General features: G+C 41.5%; 21 protein-coding genes. 14 read left to right on the forward strand and 7 right to left on the reverse strand.

The window, feature by feature from the left end:
• Positions 1-153: 153 nt before the first annotated feature.
• Positions 154-1,371: a CD3324 family protein gene (locus BUB77_RS04090; RefSeq protein WP_073273222.1), complete on the forward strand. Its 1,218-nt coding sequence runs from the start codon at positions 154-156 to the stop codon at positions 1,369-1,371.
• A gap of 579 nt (positions 1,372-1,950) precedes the next feature.
• On the opposite strand, the gene BUB77_RS04095 is transcribed toward BUB77_RS04090, so the two are convergent.
• On the reverse strand, positions 1,951-3,999 hold the full coding sequence (locus tag BUB77_RS04095; protein ID WP_073273224.1) for an oxidoreductase: 2,049 nt from the start codon (positions 3,997-3,999) through the stop codon (positions 1,951-1,953).
• Between the two features lie 219 nt (positions 4,000-4,218).
• On the opposite strand from BUB77_RS04095, the gene BUB77_RS04100 reads away from it, so the two are divergent.
• From BUB77_RS04100 to BUB77_RS04115, 4 genes are read left to right on the forward strand one after another with little or no spacing between them, the layout of a single operon-like run.
• Entirely contained in the window at positions 4,219-4,830 is a 612-nt protein-coding gene (locus BUB77_RS04100; protein ID WP_073273226.1) for a TetR/AcrR family transcriptional regulator, read from the forward strand.
• A gap of 40 nt (positions 4,831-4,870) precedes the next feature.
• Complete coding sequence (locus tag BUB77_RS04105) at positions 4,871-5,305, forward strand: hypothetical protein (RefSeq protein WP_139241105.1); 435 nt, start codon at positions 4,871-4,873, stop codon at positions 5,303-5,305.
• Positions 5,306-5,353: 48 nt separating this feature from the next.
• Positions 5,354-5,749 carry a DUF6483 family protein gene (locus BUB77_RS04110; protein WP_073273230.1) on the forward strand — a complete coding sequence of 132 codons (396 nt, stop codon included), beginning with the start codon at positions 5,354-5,356 and terminating at the stop codon, positions 5,747-5,749.
• Positions 5,750-5,788: 39 nt separating this feature from the next.
• Positions 5,789-6,397, forward strand: coding sequence for an HD domain-containing protein (locus BUB77_RS04115; protein WP_073273232.1), 609 nt, complete (start codon positions 5,789-5,791; stop codon positions 6,395-6,397).
• A 445-nt stretch (positions 6,398-6,842) separates the two neighbouring features.
• On the opposite strand, the gene BUB77_RS04120 is transcribed toward BUB77_RS04115, so the two are convergent.
• From BUB77_RS04120 to BUB77_RS04130, 3 genes are all read right to left on the reverse strand, one after another.
• Positions 6,843-8,132, reverse strand: coding sequence for an esterase/lipase family protein (locus tag BUB77_RS04120; protein ID WP_073273234.1), 1,290 nt, complete (start codon positions 8,130-8,132; stop codon positions 6,843-6,845).
• A gap of 368 nt (positions 8,133-8,500) precedes the next feature.
• Complete coding sequence (locus tag BUB77_RS04125) at positions 8,501-10,297, reverse strand: glycosyltransferase family 2 protein (protein WP_073273235.1); 1,797 nt, start codon at positions 10,295-10,297, stop codon at positions 8,501-8,503.
• Between the two features lie 78 nt (positions 10,298-10,375).
• Positions 10,376-11,221, reverse strand: a complete 846-nt coding sequence (locus tag BUB77_RS04130) for a helix-turn-helix domain-containing protein (protein WP_073273237.1) — start codon at positions 11,219-11,221, stop codon at positions 10,376-10,378.
• A gap of 157 nt (positions 11,222-11,378) precedes the next feature.
• Between BUB77_RS04130 and BUB77_RS04135 the strand changes: the two genes are divergently transcribed.
• A complete protein-coding gene (locus BUB77_RS04135) occupies positions 11,379-12,137 on the forward strand; it encodes a sugar phosphate isomerase/epimerase family protein (RefSeq protein ID WP_073273239.1) in 759 nt (252 codons plus the stop codon).
• Positions 12,138-12,306: 169 nt separating this feature from the next.
• Here BUB77_RS04135 and BUB77_RS04140 read toward each other — a convergent pair whose 3' ends face one another.
• Positions 12,307-12,510: a cold-shock protein gene (locus tag BUB77_RS04140; protein WP_073273241.1), complete on the reverse strand. Its 204-nt coding sequence runs from the start codon at positions 12,508-12,510 to the stop codon at positions 12,307-12,309.
• 368 nt (positions 12,511-12,878) lie between these two features.
• Here BUB77_RS04140 and BUB77_RS04145 point away from each other — a divergent pair, with 368 nt between their 5' ends.
• The 4 genes from BUB77_RS04145 to BUB77_RS04160 are packed head-to-tail and all read left to right on the forward strand — an operon-like array spanning position 12,879 to position 16,789.
• A complete protein-coding gene (locus tag BUB77_RS04145; protein WP_073273243.1) occupies positions 12,879-14,054 on the forward strand; it encodes a Gfo/Idh/MocA family protein in 1,176 nt (391 codons plus the stop codon).
• Entirely contained in the window at positions 14,014-15,102 is a 1,089-nt protein-coding gene (locus BUB77_RS04150; RefSeq protein ID WP_242962368.1) for a Gfo/Idh/MocA family protein, read from the forward strand. Before BUB77_RS04145 ends, BUB77_RS04150 begins: the two co-directional genes overlap by 41 nt.
• A 2-nt stretch (positions 15,103-15,104) precedes the next feature.
• Positions 15,105-16,070, forward strand: a complete 966-nt coding sequence (locus tag BUB77_RS04155) for a sugar phosphate isomerase/epimerase family protein (protein ID WP_242962370.1) — start codon at positions 15,105-15,107, stop codon at positions 16,068-16,070.
• Between the two features lie 38 nt (positions 16,071-16,108).
• Entirely contained in the window at positions 16,109-16,789 is a 681-nt protein-coding gene (locus BUB77_RS04160; protein WP_084123909.1) for a DUF3298 and DUF4163 domain-containing protein, read from the forward strand.
• 963 nt (positions 16,790-17,752) lie between these two features.
• On the opposite strand, the gene BUB77_RS04170 is transcribed toward BUB77_RS04160, so the two are convergent.
• Complete coding sequence (locus BUB77_RS04170) at positions 17,753-17,953, reverse strand: hypothetical protein (RefSeq protein ID WP_073273248.1); 201 nt, start codon at positions 17,951-17,953, stop codon at positions 17,753-17,755.
• Positions 17,954-18,217: 264 nt separating this feature from the next.
• On the opposite strand from BUB77_RS04170, the gene BUB77_RS04175 reads away from it, so the two are divergent.
• The 4 genes from BUB77_RS04175 to BUB77_RS04190 all read left to right on the forward strand — a co-directional run bounded on the left by BUB77_RS04175 (position 18,218) and on the right by BUB77_RS04190 (position 22,018).
• Positions 18,218-18,613, forward strand: coding sequence for an NUDIX domain-containing protein (locus BUB77_RS04175; RefSeq protein ID WP_073273250.1), 396 nt, complete (start codon positions 18,218-18,220; stop codon positions 18,611-18,613).
• Positions 18,614-18,813: 200 nt separating this feature from the next.
• A complete protein-coding gene (locus BUB77_RS04180) occupies positions 18,814-20,088 on the forward strand; it encodes a dihydroorotase (RefSeq protein WP_073273251.1) in 1,275 nt (424 codons plus the stop codon).
• Between the two features lie 48 nt (positions 20,089-20,136).
• Positions 20,137-21,072, forward strand: a complete 936-nt coding sequence (pyrF, locus tag BUB77_RS04185; protein WP_073273252.1) for an orotidine-5'-phosphate decarboxylase — start codon at positions 20,137-20,139, stop codon at positions 21,070-21,072.
• A 406-nt stretch (positions 21,073-21,478) separates the two neighbouring features.
• Entirely contained in the window at positions 21,479-22,018 is a 540-nt protein-coding gene (locus BUB77_RS04190) for an ankyrin repeat domain-containing protein (RefSeq protein ID WP_073273254.1), read from the forward strand.
• A gap of 324 nt (positions 22,019-22,342) precedes the next feature.
• Here BUB77_RS04190 and BUB77_RS04195 read toward each other — a convergent pair whose 3' ends face one another.
• Positions 22,343-23,521 carry a MalY/PatB family protein gene (locus BUB77_RS04195; RefSeq protein WP_073273256.1) on the reverse strand — a complete coding sequence of 393 codons (1,179 nt, stop codon included), beginning with the start codon at positions 23,519-23,521 and terminating at the stop codon, positions 22,343-22,345.
• Between the last annotated feature and the right edge of the window lie 142 nt (positions 23,522-23,663).

Here is a 23,663-nt window from a genome sequence, read left to right on the forward strand (position 1 = left end):
TAAAAGCAAGTTAGCCGCACAACCCTGAAAGATTGATATCTTTCGGGGTTTTTGCGTTCTGTATTATAATGACTCAGGCAATAATAAGGGTTACGATATATTTGCTCAATATTCTGACAGAAATGAGTTTGGGAATGTAAGTGTATTCCGGATATGATAAAATTAACAGGAATTGAGGTGATAGGATTGAAGTATATTAATGGGCAGGAAGTCTTGCCTGAGGATTTATTAAAGGAAATCAGAAAATATGCAGAAGGGGTATACGTCTATATCCCAAAAAGTGATTGGAAGAAGAATAAGTGGGGCGAAAAGACGAATTACCATCGTGAAATGGAATTAAGGAACCGGCATATTTATGATAAATATCTGGAGGGTGTTGAAATAGCAGCAATATCGGAATGTTATCATTTATCTGCCAATAGTGTAAGAAGAATTATTTTATCACAAAAAAGAAAAATGGAGCCAGTGATAATTATGATGAAAGAACTAATAAAAGAATGGAACCTGGAAGGTGAGCCGGTCCAAATATATCATTCGGCCTGGAATATCAACAATACCTATGTATTGAAAGAATATGATGATCCGAATGCTCTGCAGAGAAACCTCATGATGATGAGGACACTTTATGAAGCAGGAATTCCGGTTCCGAAGATTATTCAGCTGCCGGATCAGCAGGATTATTTGGAGCGGAATAATAAGTTGTATGTGCTTACCGCAAAACTGAAGGGAAGAAATATTGTAAAGCTCCAGGAATGTGACAGCAGATGGTTCTTTGAATTTGGTATACTATTAGCGAAGCTTCATATTGCCTTTCAGGAATGTGAAAAGAAAATAAGCTTTTGGAACAACAGTATGCTTGAGGAAATGAACGGCTGGGTGAATAGGGATTTACATAAATTTAACCCGGATTATTTGAAGCAGGATGATATAAAAGCTTCAATTGACGAGCTGGCACAAATTTATGATGAACTGCCGAAGCAGCTAATACACAGAGATGTCCACCTGGGTAATTTTCTATTTGATAATGGAGTATTTTCAGGATATATCGATTTTGATTTAAGCCAGAGAAATATCCGTATATTTGATTTATGCTATTTTCTGTTAGGAATTCTTTTGGAAGAAGATAATAACCGTGTGGAAAAGCAGAAGTGGTATGAAATTATCCGGCAGGTAATAGGAGGATATGATTCCATTGCAGCGTTAAGCACTCTTGAAAAGAAGGCTGTTACCTGCGTGATGAAGAATATCGAAATATTATTTACAGCGTATTTTTTAGGCATTGGGGATGAAAAGCTGGCAAAGGATTCAGCAGATATATATACATTTGTTAAGCTCAATGAAGAGAAAATACAAAAGGCAGTCCTGGTATGACTGGGTTTGGGTTTCAGGATACGAAGTATAAATTAGATGGATAATACTGTTTTTACAAGAAAAATTGATAAGGCGGCAGAAGAGTTAAGATTAGTGACATTTCAGTCGAGACCGTTTCAAATTCAGTGTTTTGGAAATTTTGAGTCTTAATTATTATATAAAATCCATGAACCGCAGTAGAGGCTGAAACCCTTGCCTTGACTGCATTTCGTATATTTCTGTGTATTTTCATTAAGCTCAAAATGGAGTATTCTGTAAAACAAGTTTACACGAAATATTAAACGGAGCCTTTCAGCCGAAAATTAGGCATATGATTTTAATACAAATAGCCGGAAATTTTTCGTAATCAGGAACAGCAGTTTATTTACCCAATAACTGCCCCGATATGACAGAATCTGTATATCATAGGATAGAGTCTTTTTATCATATAACAGACACTGTATATTATAGGATAGAGTCTTTTTATCATATAACAGACACTGTATATCATATGATAAAGTCTAAATATCATATAACAGAGACCGTATATCGGGGCTGATGTAAGTACATTTATAATATATTGTTAATAACAATAGCAGATCAGATATTCATAGCCGTTTCATAGGCAGCCCAGATGGCGTCCATTACATTGGTGGGCTGCTTTGCATCCCCGATCAGATGAACATGGTCACCCTTGATTTCCTCATATAAAGAGTTATTAGGGATATAGCCTATGGACACTACGATATGGTCGGCAGGAATTTCATGCTTCTTTTGCATTCCCTTGGGACCCAGGGCATACATAAGCCTTGCACGGTTTGCAGTATTGGGATAGTTCTTTTCCGTTTCTATGATAACAGCTTTTCCATCCTCGTAGCTTTCCACAACAGCATTTTTAATGACATTGACCTTATAGTAGTCTAGGAGTTCCATCAGCATGTTATAGTTGGCAGCAGACAAGCCGAAGGCATTTAAAATGGTTTCGCTCATTTCCACAAGGGTAACCTTCTTACCCTCACAGCCCAGCATATAAGCAATTTCACAGCCGGTCAGACCTCCGCCTACAATAACGACATTATCACCCTTTATCTTCGTATTACATAGGGTGTCAAAAGCATAGGTTACATTGGGCTTATCAAATCCGGGGGTGTTCAATTTGCGCTCTTTTGCGCCTGTAGCCACAAATATCTCATCGTATCCGGTAATCATGTCGGAGGTTACTTCCGTATTCATGTGAATATGGATGGGAAGGCTTTGTACCTGTCTCTTATACCAGGCCAGTAAATGCTTGTCGTCGTCTTTGAAATCAGGTGCGGCAGCAGCTACAAAAACACCGCCAAGCTCACCAGTTTTTTCATATAAATCCACTTCGTGGCCCCGGAGTGCGCTGACTCTTGCTGCTTCCATTCCGCCAAGGCCGCCGCCGATAACCAGAACCTTCTTTTTGGTTTCAGCTGGCTGAATTTGATAGCTTTTTTCCCGTCCGCAGGCAGGATTTACGGCACAGCTGATATCCTTGCCCTGAAAAATACGGCCAAGGCAGCCCTGGTGACAGGAAATACAGGGACGGACATCCTCCAGCTGATCTGCATAAAATTTATTGCCAAGCTCGGCATCTGCCAGAAGAGGACGGCCCATGCCCATAATATCGATCATTCCTTCGGCAATGGCATTTTCCGCAACATCAGGCTCATCAAAACGGCCGGCACAGACAACAGGGATGCTGACAGCTTTCTTCACCTCTGCCACATCTTTCAGGTTGCAGGCCTTGGGCATGTACATAGGCGGATGAGGCCAGAACCAGGAATCATAGCTTCCGTTATCACAGTTTAGCATATCATAGCCGTATTCCTCTAATTTTTTGGCGACAAGAATGCCTTCTTCCAAATCACGTCCCTTTTCAACGAATTCTTCTCCCGGCAGGGCACCTCTGTTAAAATCCTTGATATAGCTGCGGACGCTGTAACGGATGGACACGGGGAAATCACTTCCGCATTTTGCTTTAATGGCTTCTACAATTTCCCTGGCAAAACGCAGACGGTTATCAAGTGAGCCGCCGTATTCATCGGTGCGGTTATTAAAAAATGCAATGGCAAACTGGTCCAGCAGGTACCCTTCATGGACAGCATGAATTTCCACGCCGTCGCCGCCGGCCTGCTTCACTAAAGAGGCAGCTTCAGCAAAATTCTTTATGTACTGCTGGATTTCCTCAACGGTTATTCCTCTGTTTTTAATTTCAGGGTCCCATACATTCTGAATGGGTGCCGGAGCAGGAAGCAGCTTCCAGGAGGCTTCATCCTCCAGCTTTGCCGCACGGCCATTCATAGCTGTAAGCTGGATAAATATTTTGGAATTGTATTGGTGGATACCATCCATCAAATATTTCATTTCAGATACATAAGCTTCCGGATTATTTACCGGATTCAGATAGGGCATGGGGATGATGGGTACTAAGCCGGTGATGATGAGGCCGGTTCCTCCCTTTGCACGTTCAATATAATAATCCGCACCCTCCTTTGTGTAGGCACCGGTCTTCGGATTCATTAAACGGGGAGAAAAAACACCCATTGGCATCATGGCAATGCGGTTGCGCACTTCCACCTTGCCGATTTTTACAGGTGAAAATAAATGAGTAAATTTAACAGACATACGTTGCTCCTTTCTTTTCTCAGATTCCATTATAAAGCCAGCGTTTATGCCACCGCTTAACTTTGACAAAAGTATAACATTCTTATTTTGAGACTGTCAATAGTAACAGAATACAATTCGGCGAATTATATTTTGTTAAAAATGACGGCTGGTGAACAGTTTTTGACAAACAGGTTATTCCATGATATGATTTCATATATTTACTAAAGGAGATAAGTTATGAAGCCTCAGACCAAGCGCAAACAACAGGCCATTGAAACGAAAGAAAGAATATTCAAATGTGCCGTGGCACTATTTGGCCAATATTCATATGAAAACGTGACAGTCAATGATATTTGCCAGGCAGCTCAGGTGTCAATCGGCGCTTTCTACCATCATTTTAAAAATAAAGAATGTATACTGAATGAAGGGTATCGTCTGTTTGATGACCAATTAGAAGCAGCTTGGGATGACGGACATCCGGACAATGACTTGGAGGCCATTCGCTTTTTGGTAGCCGGACAAATGCAATCCATGCAGCAGATGGGTGCCCTGGCTGCTTCCCAATATTTCAAGAACCAATTGACCTATGAAGAAAAATATATTTTAAATAAGGATAGATTCTTTTACAGGACCATTTATGAGGCAGTACAGGGGGAGTTGACTTCTGAGAACCTCTTTGGAGAAGCACAGACCATAACAGAAGATATATTAAGCAACTGCAGAGGGATTATCTATGACTGGTGTTTACATGAAGGCAGTTACGATTTAATGCTGAAGGGGGAACGGGTCCTGGAAATGGTGTTATACTATTACAGCAAAAGCATAGACAAGGGTGCAGGTGCTGAATGAGAGGCACTTCGGCATTATTGGGTTACTATGTGATTGATTTGTGCAGAGCGGCAAAGCCGGAATTTATGAAGGGTATTTGATTGATATATCAGCAATTTTTTCTTATCTTACAAAGGCAGGTGAGTACATGAATGGAAGAATCTTATCTAAAAAGGTATTGTTCAGAGCTTTTATACTGCTCTTTATGGTAGATATTTCGGTTAGTGTACTGTCTGACGGAATTGCCCTCAGCTATGGATTGTTCGGAGAACTGAAAGCCTTTTCTGCCGTTGAGAGGCAGGAGAGCAGTATTCTTGCAAAGCCTTTCAGAATTAATCCAGGGAAAGTGCTTAAGCTTATTGAAAAGAAAGCAGAACAAATAGCCCGGTATTCCTGGCTTCTGCTGATAGTAATAATTCTTTCCGTTTACTGTTTGCGGTATTTTTATCCGGGTTTTATAACACCGGTTGCCCTAAAAGTGCGCATGAATAATTGAAGCCTTTTCCAAATGTTTGATAATGTATAGTCTGGAAAGGAGAAGCTTATGTTTGAGCAGGATTATATTATGCGCCTGATACATGAGATGGTCAGGGCTTTCTTAAAATTAATCTTTCGTATAGATTCGGATAACAAAGAAGAACTTATTTTTGACGAAAAGGAAAAGGAAGAGGAAGAAAAATACACAAAGCTTTTAAATCTCATTGATGAAGGAGAAATCAATGAAGCGGAGAATAAACTATTAAATGATTTGAATCCCAAGGATATTCAATATTTTAAAACTGCCCTTATGTTTTATTCCTATTTGAACGGTAAAGATACCGATTTTCTGGAAGAACACGATTTTTCAAGAAAGGAAATAATGGAGGGGTTAAAACATGTTGCGGCAGTCTATGGTTATGAAAGTATGGCGGAGGTTCTTCTTAGCATGATGTCAGAATAGAGCTGCGGGAAACTATTAAGAATACAGAGGAAAAAACACATGATATTAACACCCAAAGAAGCAGAAAAAGAGCTTAAAATAGCAGAAGAGATGAATCCCGGAGCATGGATTGGACACAGTGAATCTGTTGGTAAAAATGCAGGGCTAATAGCGGAAAGGATTGAGCATATGGACAGGGATGTTGCCTATGCCATGGGCTTACTGCATGATATAGGCAGGCGGGAGGGCTTCAAATCGATTCTGCATACCTTGGACGGATACAATTATATGACAAGTCTGGGGCAAAAGGAAATTGCAAGAATTTGCCTGACACACTCCTTTCCCCAAAAGGATATAAATACCTTTCTGGGAAAATTTGACTGTACCATGGAAGAAAAAGCTTTTATTGCAGATTACTTACAAAAAGCAGAATATGACGATTATGACCGTTTAATACAGCTTTGTGATGCCATCTCTTTGCCTGAGGGTGCCTGTATTATGGAAAAGAGGCTCCTGGATGTTGCAATGCGGCATGGGGTGCCGGATTTTACAATTAACAAGTGGAAGGCTTTTTTGAATCTGAAAAAGTATTTTGATGGCTTGTGTGGATGCAATATTTATGATTTACTGCCTAATGTTGTTGAGAATTCTTTTCGGGATTTGGTTTAAATGGATTGTATGGTAAAGGGCAGGGGTTCACAAGGGGACGGCAGTTTGTACAAAATAGAAAGCATGAATGCTTCGATTACAATGTATAAGAAGTCCGGGACTTCTAATACATTTCCATAGGCGCATTCATGCTTTCTATTTTGTGCAAACTGCCTGTGCTATGTTGAAACGGGGCATTTGTCGGGTTAATCTTTAAAATGATTTTTGGGGAAGAATGTTATGCCTATTGAAGCAAAAAGCAATTTTTACTTTTTGCTTGGGCAGTTTCGCAAGTAAACTTACGAAATGAATGGGGATTAAAATATACTCAACGTTCGAATATGGATAGTAAAAGCTGTATAGCAAAAGTTGTATAGCAAAAACGGTATAACAAAAGTTGGATAGCTGCTAAGAAAATTAGGAGCTATCCAGCCTAAAATTATTTTTTAGTTAGTTTAATTCTTAATTAATTCATAGCAATTTTTGAAAGTGTATCTACCAGATTATAATACATTTGTTCAATTCCGGCCCGGTCGTATTTCATTAAGCAGACCTCAACATGATCGGTATTATCTATTTCGCCAAGGTAATTCCAAACACCCTTTACAGCTGTTCCGTTGTAATTGATGGTTTGGTCCGTTGAACCTACCTTGGGGCTGATGGCTGATATAACACTTACAACGCCGTCATTTCTCCACCAGCTGCTATCAATTGGAACGTCTCCCTCTTTATTATTGGTGTACATGCCCATGAATGCCGAACTTTTTATAAGAACCGGATTCATATTTGTATTGGGTACATAAAAATGGGTCAGCTTGCTTTCGTGGGTGTCGGCACATGCAATTGAATAATAATAGATATCCGGTTGGGCCTTTACATAGGAATTTAATTCTCTGGCACCTTCCGGTGTTAAATCCCAGAGGCTTAAATCTTTGTTATCCTTCCAGATGTTACTGTTAATTACTCTGTTGTAATAGTCTGAGTAGGATTCTCCAGGCTGTCTGCTTAATCCCCATTGGCCTAATTTAAAATCATATTCTGAACTATCAAAATCGAAACCACTGCCTTTTAATGCTGCAATTGCTGCATAAAATTGATGGGTAAGCGGCTCAATGGTACTCTGACGGTGTGCTTCCTGGCTTCCGTCGTGAGGAGTGGCAATCGTAGCTATGCCGGCTATCCATGATTTTCCTCCGGTAAAAAGAGGACTGAGGCTTCCGTCCGTGGTAGCGGCTGTTTCATTGGCATCCCCATTCTCCAATAGCTGTGCTAACATACGGATTGTCTGACCACCCATACTGTGGCCGATTAAATTGATTTTCCGGACATTGCCGGAAGAGTCCAAGGTTCCAATCTCTTTGTAGACACCAGGGTAGGTTGTTCCATACCTGGCATGTCCATACTTGTTGGAATGTGCTTCCCCATAATCAACGGTTCCGCCTGCTATGTACGCATAGAGCTCACATGCCCTGTCCCAGTTACTGGAAACAGGTCCGATAGAAGGAGAATATACGGTATATCCCTTTGCAATAAGCTTTTGTGTAAGACTTTGTTCACCTCCCCAGTAATACATTCCGTTTGCTTCATTGCCTCCCCAGCCAAAACAACCATGGACCATAATAATGGGATAATTGTTTCCGGTGACGGCAGCATCACTATTATCTGCAGCTTTTACAGCAGGAGCTGCCAGCAGGTAAAAAACAGTACAGATAATAAGAACAGATGCCATGATTCTTTTTAAATAAGATGCTTTCATAAATAAAACCCCTTTCTTTTAATTTCCCTCATGCACTTTTTGGAGTGAATTTGGTGACTACGTTATAACATACTGGAATATTGCAGTCAAACTTATAAAATGGTATTATTTGGCATCAAATTTTGATTTAGAATCATGAAACATCCATTTATTGGAAATTACATTATTTTACTATTCCTTTCTGCTTTATTTGCCAGTTGACAAAAAAAGATTAGGTAGAAGTGTAGTGTTTGCTGTCATTTTATGAAAATAAGGGCATTAAATAACCTGTGGCAAAAGCAGGAAAAGAGATGAAATAAGAGATATAAAGTGCTCTCTGGGGCCATCTAAAATAACAAACGGCAGCAGAAATATATGTTATATTCAGGTTACAAACATGAGCTTAGCCACCAGGCGCTGTCCTTGTCGATGTAGTTATACTCCTTTACCGATTGCAGAATAGAAGCTGCTGCTTCCACGGGATAGCCCTGACGGGCATATATTTCACCAAGCTTTGTATAGGAATCCAGAATAAAAAGCTTTGGAATAGCAGGCAGAAGCCTGTCAGCAGTATCTTTTTGCCCTGACTTTAGTAAGATCTCAAATAGCATAAAGAAGAAAGGATAGTCAAATACGGAGGTGCTTTCTTCCGGGAAGGCATCGGGCAGAAGCAGGCCGGCAGTAAGCAGGCAGGTGTTTTTTCTCCCGGCTGTCAGGGTGTCAATAAAGCTGGTTAGCTTATCGGAGTAAAGTAAATCGTTTAGGATAAGGGATAGAAAATAGTAGGAGGGTGCTTCGTCTTTATAGCAGGACAGGACGGATAGAGAGAGTTTATCTTCATAAAGTGCGGAAAAGGCAGAAATTGCTTTCTTGTAATCATGGAGGTAAAAGGAAAGCTTTCCGGACAGAAACAGATAATCCTCCTTCCATTTTTGAATCAAATTGCTCTGTTCCAATATGGACTCTGCCGTTTGGCCAAGTTTTGTTTCGATAAGGATATTGATGGCATGAAGCTGCTTTTCATCATGATCCCCATAGGGGAGCTTTAAGATTAGCTGGTCAAAAAGCTGATGGCCGTCGGCATACAGATGGGACAGGGCTCTTCCCAGGGAGAGTGTGCAGCCCGGAGCCTCCCTGTATTCCAGGGCATTGACATAGCAGTTCACCGCATTGGAATAGACTTCTTCCTCCTCATAAATATCCCCAAGGGATATACAGGCCTTATAAGTACCGCAGCCCCCGGTAAATTTGAGCCTGTTTGGTGCCTCTCCCATGGTGAGGCAGCGTTTAAAGGAGGCAATAGCCAGCAGATGCCGGTGGCTTTTTTGATAAATGCAGCCCCTTAAGTATTCGAAGTCGGTACACTCGGGATAATAAGCCAAACCCTCAGTCACAAAGGAAAGAGCATTTCCGTAATCCTTTAAGGTCATATAGCAGAGGACGATCCGGTAGAAGATATGGGGAAAATATGCCTGTGAAACAGCCTTCTTTTCATAGGATTTCAGGTAAACCTCCAGTGCTTTATTGATATCCCCCTGTGCCATATATTCATTGGCAATATTAAAGAGAAAGTAGGGGTCAGCCGGATTATCTTCCAGCTGTTTTTTTAGGAGAGGCATGTTTCTTGCATGCTTTTGCTTCCTTTCAATGGCCTTTTCCGTATAGCCGTAGTGGAACAAAGTGACATCGGCAAGGGTAAAGCGGGAGCCGTCCAGAGGACTGCCCTTTTTATTTATCTGTTCGTGGATTCTGCCTTGATAGTAATACTCTCCGGTGTTTCTTAGCAAACGGAAAGCGTAATGAACGGAATATTCCTTTGTGTTCTCTTCATCAAAATAGTTCAGAAGGGTAAAATGATATCCGTCATACTTTTCATTGTCAAGAAGCTGCAAAAAAGCTTCCGTATCCCTTTTGTCAAAGATTTCATCCGCATCCAGCAGCAGAATCCAGTCACCGGCAGCTTTCTTTAAGGTCATATTCCTTGCCCTGGAAAAATCATCCTCCCAGGGAATGTCAAATACCTGAGCCTTATATTTAGCAGCAATTTCCTTTGAATTATCGGTAGAGCCCGTATCGCCGATTATAATTTCGTCTACAATACCTGTAACACTGTCAAGGCAGCGGTCCAGTATCCAATCCTCATCCTTTACGATCATACATAAGCTTACGGTTTTCTTATTCATCATGGCAGATTCGTGTCCCTTTAAAGCGGATGTTTTCACAATTAAGGTATTCTAAAAATCTCTAAATGATACTTTTATTTACTAATGGAAAAGGGAAGGCAGAGCACCACGGTCCTTTATAGGGCTGTTTCCTGTGATTTTGCGGTAAGCTCTGTAAAAGGCAGAGTAATCGGAAAAGCCGGACATCCGGGAAGCTTCTTCGGCGCTGTGGCCTCCCATCAGCAGCTGCTTGGCATAGATAACCCGTTTATAGGACAGGTAATCCCAGAGGGTGGTACCGGTAGCCTTACGAAATACCTTATTCAGGTGGTGCTTGCTAAGGCAGAACTTTGCGGCTACCAGGTCAAGTGTTATCTGGCTGGTAAACTGCTCATTCAGGTAGGCAATAACCTGATTGATGGTCTCGGAACTGCCCTCCTTACTGTCCGGTGGATTACTGCTGCCGCCGCATACCCTGATGCGGGACAGGAGTGCTTCCAGATAGACGGGCACCATGGCACTTTGCAGGTCAGCGGGAAGCTCTGCACATTCAATCAATGCTTCCAGAAAAGGATAGAATTTTTCCTTTGCCATGCCCTCATAATAAATCTCCTTGCTGTCATCCTTTGCAGTACCGGGAAATACCGACAGCAGCAGGGCTCTTCGTTCCAGGGACAGAAGCTCCGGATAGAAATGCAGGGCTACCCGCCGGTAAGTGTTCTCATTGTTGACCCGGACGCCATGAAACACATTGGGAGCCAGGAGCAGGAGGCTGTGGGGAACAGGTTTGTAGTGCGTTCCCTCCACCAGATAGTCTATATCTCCCTCCAGAAAGTAGTAGATTTCAAAAAAGTTGTGACAATGAAGCTGGTAGTCTTTATTGGGCTCATTGGAATAACTGTAGCCAAACATAATGTGCTCTGTTGTAATTTCTGCCAGTGCAGCCATGGTATCTCCTTTTTTGATTGCTTTTTCTTAACTATAAAGCAAAACCGCTATATTTGCAATATAATTGTCCGGATATGCAATGGTATATCCAGGGAAAATACAGTAGAATCATAGTAGGACAGATAAAAGAAAAAATAAGGGAAAGAGGCATAAACTTATGGAATTGGGAGCACAGTTGTATACGGTAAGAAATTATATACAGACTGAAGAAGACTTTGAGAGAACGATAAATAAGATTGCAGATATCGGGTACCGATACATTCAGATATCAGGAGTCGGAAAGGGAATCGCCCCGGAAAGGCTTCGGGAAATCTGTGACAGTCATGGGGTAAAGACAGTCCTGACCCACAGCGATATCAACCGTATTCTGTATGATACGGAGAACCTGATTAGAGAGCATGACATCCTGGGAAGCTCTTATATCGGCCTTGGTGCTATGCCGGAGAAATACAGGGGGACGGACTGGCTGTCTTATTTCTATGAGGATTTTAAGGAGCCGGTAAAGAAGATAGCTGCCAGCGGAAAGCTTTTTATGTACCACAACCATAATTTTGAATTCGAAAAGGAAAATGGAGTAACCCTGCTGGAGAGGTTATTGGAGCTCTTTACACCACAGGAGATGGGTATTACCCTGGATACTTACTGGGTACAGGCAGCAGGTGCAGATGTTATCAGCTGGATTGGGAAATTAAAAGACCGGCTGCCCTGCGTACATCTTAAGGATATGGCTGTGGTGAGCGGCAGTGGGGTAATGGCACCTGTGGGAGAAGGAAACCTTAATTTTCCCGGAATATTGGAGGCTTTAAAAGAAACCAATTGTGAGTACCTGTTAGTGGAACAGGATACCTGCCAGACCAGCCCCTTTCACTGTTTAAGACAGAGCTATGAGAATCTGAAAAAACTGGGCTACGAGTAGTTTAATTAAAATTGCCGGATATTCCTTGACAACTGAATATTGATAGTCGGGAAAGCTGTTTGAATATGAATAGAGGGAATTTGTTGGTAGTTATTTATTGCATCAAACTAAAATTTAGTGAAATAAAAAAGGATCACTATAAAAGCAATCCTTTTCATCAATGTTTTACTTATGCAAGTTGTACATTGACTGCCTGCATTCCGCGAGCACCCTTTGTCACTTCAAACGTTACAGCCTGACCTTCATCTATAGATTTGAAACCATCCATAGCAAGTCCGGAGAAATGTACGAATACATCTTCGCCGCCCTCATCGTTAGTGATGAAGCCGAAACCTTTTTGTGCGTTAAACCATTTTACAGTACCTTTATTCATGAAAGATACCTCCTTAAATATTTATTATATTTATAAACAAAAAAACACATATCCTGGTAAATCAAAAAAATAATGACTTACAAAAATATGTGAGATCAAATCTTTATTTAAAATACTTCGTAAGTATAACATGTAAAATTCAGTAAGTCAAGAGAAATAAAATACGAAAGTTAGAATAACAGAAACTTTTTTGCTTTACCTTCAGATTCTTTCTTGATTATGAATAGGTATACATCTGGCTTATTAATAAAGTTGAATCTATTCAGTTTCATTATTTATGCGGGAGCGAATCCCAACTTGCCAAATTGAATTAATGATAATGAGTGAAGGTTAACACTTTAAATTTATTTACATAGAAAGGATGAAAGATGAAAGAGGTTAGAATCGGAATTATCGGAATCGGAAATATGGGCAGTGCCCATGCACAAAGCATAAAAAAAGGTGAAATTCCAGGCCTTAGGCTGACAGCGGTGGCGGACAGAAAGGAAAGCCGGAGAGAATGGGCAGGGACAGAGCTTGGTGAAGAGGTGGAGATATTTTCAGAAGGTGAGGAGCTTATTGCTTCCGGCCTTTGTGATGCCGTACTGGTGGCAACACCACATTACCAGCATCCGGTACTTGTAATAAGCGCCCTTCGCCATGGACTTCATGCCCTTTGCGAAAAGCCTGCGGGAGTTTATACCAAGCAGGTCAGGGAGATGAATGAGGAAGCAGAAAAGCATAATCTGGTATTTGCCATGATGTTTAACCAGAGAACCAATCCGATTTATAAAAAAATGCAGGAGCTGGTGGCCGGTAAAAGCCTTGGGGAAATAAAGCGGGTCAACTGGATTATTACGGATTGGTACCGCACCCAGGCCTACTATGATTCCGGGGACTGGAGAGCCACCTGGGACGGCGAGGGAGGAGGGGTCCTTTTAAACCAGTGCCCTCATAATCTGGATTTGCTGCAATGGATATGCGGAATGCCCAAAGAGGTGCAGGCCTTCTGCCATAACGGGAAATGGCACAACATTGAAGTAGAGGATGATGTAACGGCATATTTTACATTAGAAAACGGTGCTACCGGCGTCTTTATTACCTCCACAGGCGATGCACCGGGAACAAACCGTTTTGAAATTACCCTGGAAAAAGGGAAGCTGGTAAGTGAAGAGGATAAGCTTACCCTGTATGAGCTTGCTGAAAATGAAAGGGAGTACTGCTTTAAGGCGACGGAAGGCTTTAAGAGGCCGGAGGGCGCTTACCGGGAATTGGAGCTTACAGGAGAAAACAGCCAGCATAAAGGAGTCTTGAAAGCTTTTGCAGGCAGAATTCTTCATGGAACCCCCTTAATAGCCGACGGAAGGGAAGGTATCAGAGGCCTGATGCTCTCAAATGCCATGCATTTATCTTCCTGGCTGAAGCAGCCGGTAACCCTTCCTGTGGACGAAGAATTGTTTTTAGATGAGCTTAATAAGAGAAGAAAGGCTTCGGGCCTTAAGGAAAATGTAAAGGAAATTACCTTTGACACGAAAGGCAGTTACGGTAGCGGAAATGGAAACTGATAATGGAAACAAGGGAGTTTTAAGGGCAGCAATTGCAGGATGCGGCAGTATTGCACAGGTACATGCCGCCTGCCTTGACAGGCAAAAGGGTGTAAAGCTCGCCGCTGTCTGTGATATCCGGGAGGAACGGGCACAGGGTCTTGGAGAACAGTACGGCGCGAAAGTATATACCTCCTTTGAGAAGATGCTGCAGGAGGAGGATTTCCAGGTGCTTCACATCTGTACGCCTCATTATCTTCACGTTCCGATGGCGGAAACTGCCCTGGCAAAGGGACTGCATGTATTTATGGAGAAGCCTCCGGCTATGACCTATGGGGAATATGCCAGGTTAAAGGAAGCAGAGGACAGGGCAGAGGGTCAGCTGGGACTGTGCTTTCAGAACCGTTATAATCCGGGAACCCTGCAGGCTAAGAAGCTTATGGAACAGGGCATACCCGGAAAGGTCAAAGGGGGAAGAGCCCTTGTAAGCTGGAGCAGGAATAAGGAGTATTATACGGAAAGCGGCTGGAGGGGTTCTCTTAAAACAGAGGGAGGCGGAGTCTTAATTAACCAGGCAGTACACTCTCTGGATTTACTTACCCTGTTTCTGGGGAAGCCGGTAAAGGCAGACGCTGTGATGGCAAACCATCATCTGAAGGATATCGTTGAGGTGGAAGATATGATGGAAGCCTTTATCCGGTATGAAAATGGCGTAGAGGGCTGCTTTTATGCGACAACAGCCTACTGCACCAATATGCCTCCTATCATAGAACTTCACTGTGAGAACATGAATCTGCGTATTGAAGAAATGAGAGCTGCCTGTTTTGACTTTGAAGGCAGGGAATTAACCGGGGAGAACTTCCCCACGACCCGGACAGAGCAGAAGGAAGGCATGGGCAAGAGCTATTGGGGTGCGGGACACCTGGATTGCATCACTGACTACTACAGGGCATTAAAGGAAGGAAAGAAGATTCCCTTAGGTATCCCTCAGGTAAAAAATACGATTGACTTAATGCTGGCGGTTTATGAATCTGCCAGAACAGGAAATGAGATTGAACTAGCTCATTAAAAGTGAAGAATAAAGTAGATAAAGAAAATAAGGAAGATAAAGTAGATAAAGAAGATAAGGAAGATAAGGAAGATAAAGTAGATAAAGAAATGAAAGAATTTAAGGAGGATGGTATGCTTAAATTATCGAAAATAACGGGCTTTGCAGATGAAATCAGTGAAGACCTTACTGTACAGGTAAGGCTTTTAAAGGACCTTGGAATGGAATATCTGGAATTCCGCAGTGCTGGAGGAAGAAATGTAGCGGATTTTGCCCCGGGAGAAGTAAACGAGTTAAAGTCATACTTAGACAGCGAAGGAATCAAGGTATCTGCCATTGGCTCCCCCATCGGCAAGATATCAATAAACGATGGATTTCAGGAACACCTTGACAGCTTTAAAAGAATTGTGGAAACAGCACATACCCTTGATACCTCCAACATCAGGATATTCAGCTTTTATATCCCGGAAAAGGAAGAGGCGGGGAAGTACAAAAATGAGGTAATAGAGCGCCTTGGAAGGCTTAAGGATTATGCCAGGGCTCATGAGACAGTACTGCTGCATGAAAATGAAAAGGGTATTTACGGGGATACGGCTCCCCGCTGCAAGGATATTTTGGAGAGTCTTTATGATGCTAATTTTAAAGCAGTATTTGATTTTGCGAACTTCGTCCAATGTAAGGAGGATACCTTAACAGCCTATGAACTTCTAAAGCCCTATATTGCCTATATCCATATTAAGGATGCGGTGAAAGAAACCGGTGAGGTCAGAAAAGCGGGAGCGGGAGACGGACGGATCAAGGAAATACTGGAGGACCTTGATAAAAACGGGTACCGGGGATTTTTAAGCCTTGAGCCCCATCTTGCTGACTTTGCAGGCTTTAAGCAGCTGGAAAAGGAAGGGGGAAAGCTTTCCCTGTCAAACAGCGAGCAGACCTTTACTATGGCTTATGAGGCTTTGGCGAATATCTTGAACCAGCAGGGCTCTTAAAGCATATACTAACACAAAGATTATTGTGGTGAAGCAGCTTGGCTATAAATAATGTAAATGTAAAAGCAAATCAGCTAAAAGGAGATATGGAGTATAAGGGACAGAAGCTTTTGACCTATACTATCAACTATCCTCAATTTTCTTCCGAGCGGTTCCGGAATTTTGCAAATAAGCTCAGTGCATATTATAAGGCAGAGGCAGTCCTTTATAAGAAATACCATGTTGCAAAGCTTTTTCAAATGTCCATTGATGATTATGAATATGCTATCAGCAACAACTTCCCGGTAAGGCCGTATGAAGTGCTGACGGTATATACAATTACCCATAATAATAACTGCGTGTTAAGCCTGTATTTCGACCGTTATGAATATACAGGCGGTGCCCATGGAATGACCACCAGAAGTGCGGATACCTGGAACCTAAAGAGCGGAAGAAGAATGGATCTATCGGAATTCTTTCCGGGAAAAAAGGATTACACGTCCTATATTATTGCTGAAATCAACAAGCAGACAGCCAAAGATATAGCGGATAACAATAACATATATTTTGAGGATGTAAACGATCTGGTAAAAGAGAATTTTAATGAGAAGAATTTTTATGTAGTGCCGGAAGGGGTAGTAATCTTCTTCCAGCATTACGAGATTGCTCCCTACTCCAGCGGGATACGGACCTTCCTCATACCCTTTCAGGAGGGAGGGGCAGTACCTGTGGGGTGTTAGCATATGTGTTAATGGTACGGGAAAATTCCTTACGAAAAACAACGAAAAATTACTCTTAATCTTTCTTAGTTATACTATCTATTTTATCAAGTATTAGAATTGTACAGAATATAATTATAAATATTAGACCAATTAATAGGGTATAAGTTGTTAAATGATAGGAAGCTTCAACTGTAGAAAAGTTAAAAGCATAAACTAATAATTTACCAATTACAAAATATGAGATTAATACTGCTAAAAAAGTAAAGCATAAGGCCTTCATTATAGTTTTAAATAGATTAGTATTCATATTCACTCCCAGGTTAATTTATGTATTTTCTAGTGGATAGGCAGCTTTATTATTTACTAATAGAGCAGACATGATTATTGTATGTGATAGCAGATGTTACGGTAGTAAGACCATGTGCTGAAATATATAAATGATATAAATTGTGCAATCCAATTTGTATTTTATGGATAATAACTCTCCGCCGGATATTAAATAGACTTGAGCACCGTTTATAGCATTCTGATTTTACAATATCCACAAATGGAATCATATGACAAATGGAAGCTAAAGTCAACTGCTGAAATGGTCATACTGCATTAGTTAAAAAAATATGATTCAAGCATAAAAGTCCCGTTTCAATACATTAACAGGCAATTTGTACAAAGCAGAAAGAACGAATGCGACTATGGAAAGGTATTAGAAGTCCTTTTCTCTGAAGATTTTGTGCTATATTATCAAACAGATTGTTTGAGCGTAGCGAGTTATCTGTTTGATAATATGTCCAGCACAAAATATTCAGAGAATTAGGACTTCTTATACCTTGGAATTGGAGCATGAGTCTTTCTGCTTTGTGCAAATTGCCGTCCCCTTGTGAGAAACTGACCTTTTTCCGTTTATCATAAAAAAATACATTTAATAAGCTGCTGCAAATTTCATTCCGTAAGAGAAGAAATTATTACAGCAGCTTATTGCAGTTATTGAAAATTATCTTCATCGTGATGATACAAAAATCTCTCCAGCTCTTCCTTTGACTGAAATTCCTTGGAATATTCCATGAATTCGCCCCGTCTTTCGTCATCCATATCATAGAATTTATCTCTTGCCACTAAATCATTGGTGAGATAAAGAGCCAGAGCAGGGGGGAGCAGGTTATTAAAGCCGCCGAAATTATCCATAAAAGCATCCTTTCTTTTTCACCTCTTGCAGATTTTGCATAGCTTCAGGTGAAACATGTAAATTGCATTCTTTTCATACTGCCTTTTTTGTTTGTTACAGGATTAGGGTTTACAGGAAATGATTAAATATGCAATCCTTTTTTTGGATGAAAGGAAAGGTTGTATTTACGGAAGGCTTACGTTATAATAAAAGCAGACAGGTGGAAGAAAATAACTATAGCTGTCGAGCCGTAGAAAGAAAAAGGGAAAGCGGGAGGTTATTTTATGGAAAAATACAGAATACTTGTAAAAGGTATAGTCCAATATGAAGATAAATATTTACTGGCAGAGAAATGGTATGATGACAGGATTATGGATCCGTATCAGTGGGAATTCGTAGATGGAAAGCTGGAATTCGGAGAAACTCCGGAGAAGGGAGTGCTTCGCATTGTTTATGAGAATACAGGACTTACCGGCCATATCAACAGGATTTTATATACCTGGTCCTTTATGATAGGTGATGTCTGCACCATAGGAATCTGCTTCCATTTATTAAGCATGAGTGATGAAGTTGTTCTTTCAGAAGATTTAAATGATTTTAAATGGGTTACGAAAGAGGAAATCGGGAAATATGTAAGTAATAAGGCAATGCTTGAGGATATTGCAAAGGCTGAATTATAATATAAACAAAGGAATCAGAGGTCCTATTTTTAGAGCTTGTGCCAGTTAGCTTCGGTACAAGCTTATTATACGAAAAGATATATGTTGCTTTAAGTTTTTTGACCTCTTCCAGGTATAAAAATGCAATATGTCCCAGCTTTAGAACTGAAGAATAAACTAAAATTCAAATAATCTTGAAAGGAATAGAAAGGGAGGAAAACGTGTCAGTATTAATTAAGAATGGCCATGTACTGGATCCTTCCACGGGAACGGATGGGATACGGGATATCTATGTAAAAGACGGAGTCATAGCGGCAGTAGGTGAGAAGCTTGACCTTGCTGCGGATGAGGTCATTGAAGCACAGGGACTATACGTAATGCCCGGATTTATCGATCTCCATGTGCATTTAAGGGAACCTGGTTTTGAGTATAAGGAAACCATTAAAACCGGTTCCGAGGCGGCAGCAAGAGGAGGCTTTACAACCATTTGCCCCATGCCGAATACCAGGCCGGCAATTGACAGCAGGGAAATGGTGGAATGGCTGAAAGAAAAGGAAAAGAAGGATTCTCTTGTTCATATTCTCCCCATCGGTGCCGTAACCAGAGGACAGGCTGGAGAGGAACTGGCGGACATTGGAGGGATGGCAGAAGCAGGAGCGGCAGCCATCAGTGAGGATGGAAAATCCGTTATGAGCACTTCCCTTTACAGAGAGGGGATGCTCAAGGCAAAAGCAGCGGGCATACCAGTGTTTGCCCATTGCGAGGACAAGGACCTGGTTGGAAATGGAGTCATTAACAAAGGAAAAAAGGCGGAAGAACTTCAGCTACCCGGGATTTCCAATGCAGTTGAAGATATTATTGCCATCAGAGACATCCTGCTGGCAAAGGAGACAGGAGTCAGGCTTCACCTATGCCATTGCTCTACAAAGGACAGCGTGGATTTTCTGGCATGGGCGAAGAAGGAAGGACTTCCCGTAACCGGAGAAGCATGCCCCCACCACTTTACCCTGGCGGATGAGGATATTCCCTGTGATGACAGCAATTATAAAATGAATCCTCCCTTAAGAAGCAAGGAGGATGTGGAGGCACTAAAGGAAGGGCTTAAAAACGGGATACTGGATGTAATAGCCACGGACCATGCCCCCCACAGCAAAAAAGATAAGGAGAAATCTTTCCTTCAGGCTCCTTTTGGCATAGTTGGACTGGAGACAGCCTTTGCCCTCTCCTATACCGAGCTGGTGGAAACAGGGATACTTTCTCCCCTGGAGCTGGCAGCCAAGCTCAGCTGTAATCCTGCCGGTATACTGGGGATAGAGAAGGGAAGTTTAAAAGAAGGAAGGGCAGCGGATATCGTAATTGCCGATACCAGGGAGTGGTACCGGATTGATAAAGAGGCCTTTGCTTCCCTGGGGAAGAATACACCTTTTCATGGCAGAGAGGTAAAGGGAAAGATAAAATACACCCTGGTCAACGGACAGGTGGTTTTTCAGGATTAACGGCAGTTATAAGCCATTCATGCAGATAATAATAAAACGGAGGCAATCATGATTCAGAAATTAATTGATGCAATTCAGAAAACAAAGGCACCCATTGTTGTAGGACTTGACCCCATGCTTGATTATATTCCGGAACACATCAGGGAAAAGGCTTATCAGGAAAAAGGGGAGACTCTGGCAGGAGCGGCAGAGGCTATCTGGCAATTCAACAAGGGAATCGTCGATGCAGTTTATGACCTGATACCGGCTGTAAAGCCCCAGATTGCCATGTATGAGCAATTTGGCATCGAAGGTCTGATAGCATATAAGAAGACCATAGAATACTGCAAGGAAAAAGGGCTTGTAGTAATCGGTGATATCAAAAGAGGGGATATCGGCTCTACTTCAACGGCTTATGCCGTAGGACATCTGGGAAAGGTTACGGTTGGACAGAATACCTATTATGGCTTTGATGAGGATTTTGCCACCGTAAATCCATATCTGGGCTCCGATGGTGTCAAGCCCTTTATTGATGTTTGCAAGGAAGAAAATAAAGGCCTTTTTATTCTGGTTAAGACCTCCAATCCCTCCAGCGGCGAATTTCAGGACAGGCTGATTGACGGAAAGCCGCTCTATGAGCTGGTAGGAGAGAAGGTAGCCCAATGGGGAATGGAGCATATGGGAGACAGCTACAGCTATATCGGAGCAGTGGTGGGTGCCACTTATCCCGAAATGGGAAAGATACTCAGAAAGCTTATGCCAAAGACTTACATTCTGGTTCCCGGCTACGGTGCACAGGGCGGAAAGGCTGAAGATTTAGTGCATTACTTTAACAAGGATGGACTGGGAGCTATCGTGAATTCCTCCAGAGGTATCATTGCTGCCTATAAGGCTAAGAATTATGAAAAATTTGGACCAAGTGCCTACGCAGACGCTTCCAGGCAGGCGGTAATTGACATGAGAGAGGATATTAACGGAGCACTGGCAAAGGGCGGAAGCAGGTAATAAGTTAATAAAAAAAATGAGGCCCTGAACCTTAATCTAATTAAACCAGAATCAACCAAAGCATTCTATTAGAACGAACAGATACAGAGATGTAGCATAGTGCTAATTTTTATCATTGTGCAAATTGTAAAAAAAAGTTCTATATGCCAAATAAATTAACAAATTATCTAAAATTACTTAACAAGACAATAAGTATATTTTTTACCTATTCAGGGTTGGAAATATGTTGTTTTTGTGCCAGATTCATTTTTTCAGGGACTTTGTGAACACCTCGAAGTTGGCACACAGGATAAAAAAGAAGATTTTTCTAAGCTCTCAGAAATGTGGTAAAATGAAAGAAACGAAACGACAAATTAGAATTGTTAAACAAAAACATAGCACGATAGATGAGAGGTAATGTGATAAAATGATTAAGGATGATATTGCCAAATTATTAAGAAAAAGTAATGCTATGAATAGCCCTAAAAGAAATTTACAGATTCTTGAATCAATAATTATTTCAGAGGGCTGGAGTAAAGTACCTATCAACAGTATCTATGGGACTTCCGATAGAACGATGTTGCATTTAGCGGTACAGGCAGATGTAGAGGGTAATTTTATTGATGTTATTAAATTTTTGATTGAGAATGGTATCAATGTCAATGCTAAAGACAGTCGTGGAAATACGGTTTTGCACTATCTTTCATCGGGGAATACTGGTTGTACGGATTCTCAATATGAAATTGCAAAAGTAATTTTAGATAATGGCGGCGATTTAAGCATAAAAAATGACAATGGTATGCCAGCTTTACAGTCAACTATAAAACATTCAAAAGATGATTATCGGCTTATGCGACTGTTTTTGATGTATGAAATAAGTAATGATGTATTAAACGATTTGGAAAAAACTGCAAGAGTAACAGGAAATACCCAAGTCATTGAATTAATAGAGCATAATGATAATTAATACATACTCTTTATTAACATAAGCCACTATGCCCTTATCAAGTTGGCGAGGTTCTGCGGTGTGACCGCCGACTGCCTGCTGGGGCTGACAGAAACAAAAAGCCACTCATCGTGTGCCAAGGGGCAAGCCCCTTGGGAATCCCCGACAACAAAACAGGCTGCATGTTCCCTCTGCGTGAGCATGTAGCCCTTTTGCTGTCAGCAGCCCATTTCACGGTCTGTGTGTAGTTCCTTGCAAACTGACCTAATATTCTGTTGTAATACCATGCTGTTATCTGCTACTCTGCTGCAAGGAAATCCTGCTGTTATACCATTTTGAAAAGGTTTAGCTTAATGAAGCAACGGCAGCCTTTAACTGGTCTAATGCTTTTAACAGGGTCGCTTTCGGGCAGGCAACATTAAACCGCTGGAAGCCTTTTCCCTCAGGTCCGAACATAGTGCCTCCGTCCAGCCATAATCCGGCTTTTTCCGTGATAAAGTTCTCCAGTGCCTCTGTCTCCATCCCCAGGGCGTTAAAGTCGACCCAAAGAAGGTATGTGCCCTGGGTATCGACAACTTTTAATACGGGAATCTCGGCTTCAATAAATTGCTTTGCAGTTCTGATATTTTCATAAATGTAAGCTTCCAGTTCCTTTAGCCATTCATCACCATATTCATAGGCAGCCTGGCAGGCAATCAGCCCCATGGTATTTAGCTGGCTGTATCCGGATTTGGTTATTTCTTCTTTGAATTTCGTTTTCAAAGCGGGATTTGGTATCAGCACATTGGAGGCCTGCAGGCCGGCCAGATTAAAGGTCTTACTGGGTGCGGTGCAGGTTATGGTCCTTTTGGCATATTCTTCTTTAATAGAAGCAAAAACAAGGTGTGCGTGCCCGGGATGTATAAAGTCAGCATGGATTTCATCGGACACCACCAGTACATCATGCTTCACACAGATATCACCAAGGCGTGTAAGCTCCTCTCTCGTATAGACTCTGCCTACGGGATTGTGAGGGTTGCATAGAATAAAGAGCTTCACCTGATTATCAATAATCTTTTGCTCAAAATCTCCAAAATCAATGCGGTAAGAGCCATTTTCATAAATAAGCGGATTATTGATAAGCTTTCGGTTATTGTTTAAAACTGCTTCCGAAAAAGGGTAGTATACCGGACGCTGTATCAGTATACTGTCCCCCTCTCTGGTAAAAGCACGAACTGACATGGCTATTGCAAATACTACACCGGGAGTCTTTACAAGCCATTTTCTATCGATATTCCAGTGGTAGTGGGAAAGAAACCATTTATGCAGAATTGTAAAATAGTTCTCTTTTACCTCCGAATAGCCAAAGACACCATGTTCTGCAGCCTTTACAAGGGCTTTCGTGACATCGGGGAGGGTAGCAAAATCCATATCGGCAACCCACATGGGTATTAAAGTCTCTTTTTTGCCCCGTTCTGCGGCAAAATCATATTTCAGGGAATTTGTATTTTTTCTGTCAATTAGTTCATCAAAATTATAGGGCATCTGCAGTTTCTCCTTTTCTTTTGCTGGGTTTTATTATGCTGGGCGGTATTTAATGGTAGTAAGAAGGCAGGCTGTATCCTGCCGATTTTTACAAGTACTTAATATGATATCACAAGCTTGCTTACAACACTGTATAAGGAAA

The sequence above is a fragment of the Anaerocolumna jejuensis DSM 15929 genome (assembly GCF_900142215.1).
Lineage (GTDB): Bacteria > Bacillota > Clostridia > Lachnospirales > Lachnospiraceae > Anaerocolumna > Anaerocolumna jejuensis.

Bases quoted from the DNA above. Each gene is read 5' to 3' on its own strand.
- BUB77_RS04095 (WP_073273224.1), bottom strand. From the start codon at position 3,999: ATGTCTGTTAAATTTACTCATTTATTTTCACCTGTAAAAATCGGCAAG.
- BUB77_RS04100 (WP_073273226.1), top strand. From the start codon at position 4,219: ATGAAGCCTCAGACCAAGCGCAAACAACAGGCCATTGAAACGAAAGAA.
- BUB77_RS04115 (WP_073273232.1), top strand. From the start codon at position 5,789: ATGATATTAACACCCAAAGAAGCAGAAAAAGAGCTTAAAATAGCAGAA.
- BUB77_RS04130 (WP_073273237.1), bottom strand. From the start codon at position 11,221: ATGGCTGCACTGGCAGAAATTACAACAGAGCACATTATGTTTGGCTAC.
- BUB77_RS04120 (WP_073273234.1), bottom strand. From the start codon at position 8,132: ATGAAAGCATCTTATTTAAAAAGAATCATGGCATCTGTTCTTATTATC.
- BUB77_RS04125 (WP_073273235.1), bottom strand. From the start codon at position 10,297: ATGATGAATAAGAAAACCGTAAGCTTATGTATGATCGTAAAGGATGAG.
- BUB77_RS04145 (WP_073273243.1), top strand. From the start codon at position 12,879: ATGAAAGAGGTTAGAATCGGAATTATCGGAATCGGAAATATGGGCAGT.
- BUB77_RS04175 (WP_073273250.1), top strand. From the start codon at position 18,218: ATGGAAAAATACAGAATACTTGTAAAAGGTATAGTCCAATATGAAGAT.
- BUB77_RS04135 (WP_073273239.1), top strand. From the start codon at position 11,379: ATGGAATTGGGAGCACAGTTGTATACGGTAAGAAATTATATACAGACT.
- pyrF (WP_073273252.1), top strand. From the start codon at position 20,137: ATGATTCAGAAATTAATTGATGCAATTCAGAAAACAAAGGCACCCATT.
- BUB77_RS04190 (WP_073273254.1), top strand. From the start codon at position 21,479: ATGATTAAGGATGATATTGCCAAATTATTAAGAAAAAGTAATGCTATG.
- BUB77_RS04195 (WP_073273256.1), bottom strand. From the start codon at position 23,521: ATGCCCTATAATTTTGATGAACTAATTGACAGAAAAAATACAAATTCC.
- BUB77_RS04140 (WP_073273241.1), bottom strand. From the start codon at position 12,510: ATGAATAAAGGTACTGTAAAATGGTTTAACGCACAAAAAGGTTTCGGC.
- BUB77_RS04110 (WP_073273230.1), top strand. From the start codon at position 5,354: ATGTTTGAGCAGGATTATATTATGCGCCTGATACATGAGATGGTCAGG.
- BUB77_RS04090 (WP_073273222.1), top strand. From the start codon at position 154: ATGATAAAATTAACAGGAATTGAGGTGATAGGATTGAAGTATATTAAT.
- BUB77_RS04170 (WP_073273248.1), bottom strand. From the start codon at position 17,953: ATGGATAATTTCGGCGGCTTTAATAACCTGCTCCCCCCTGCTCTGGCT.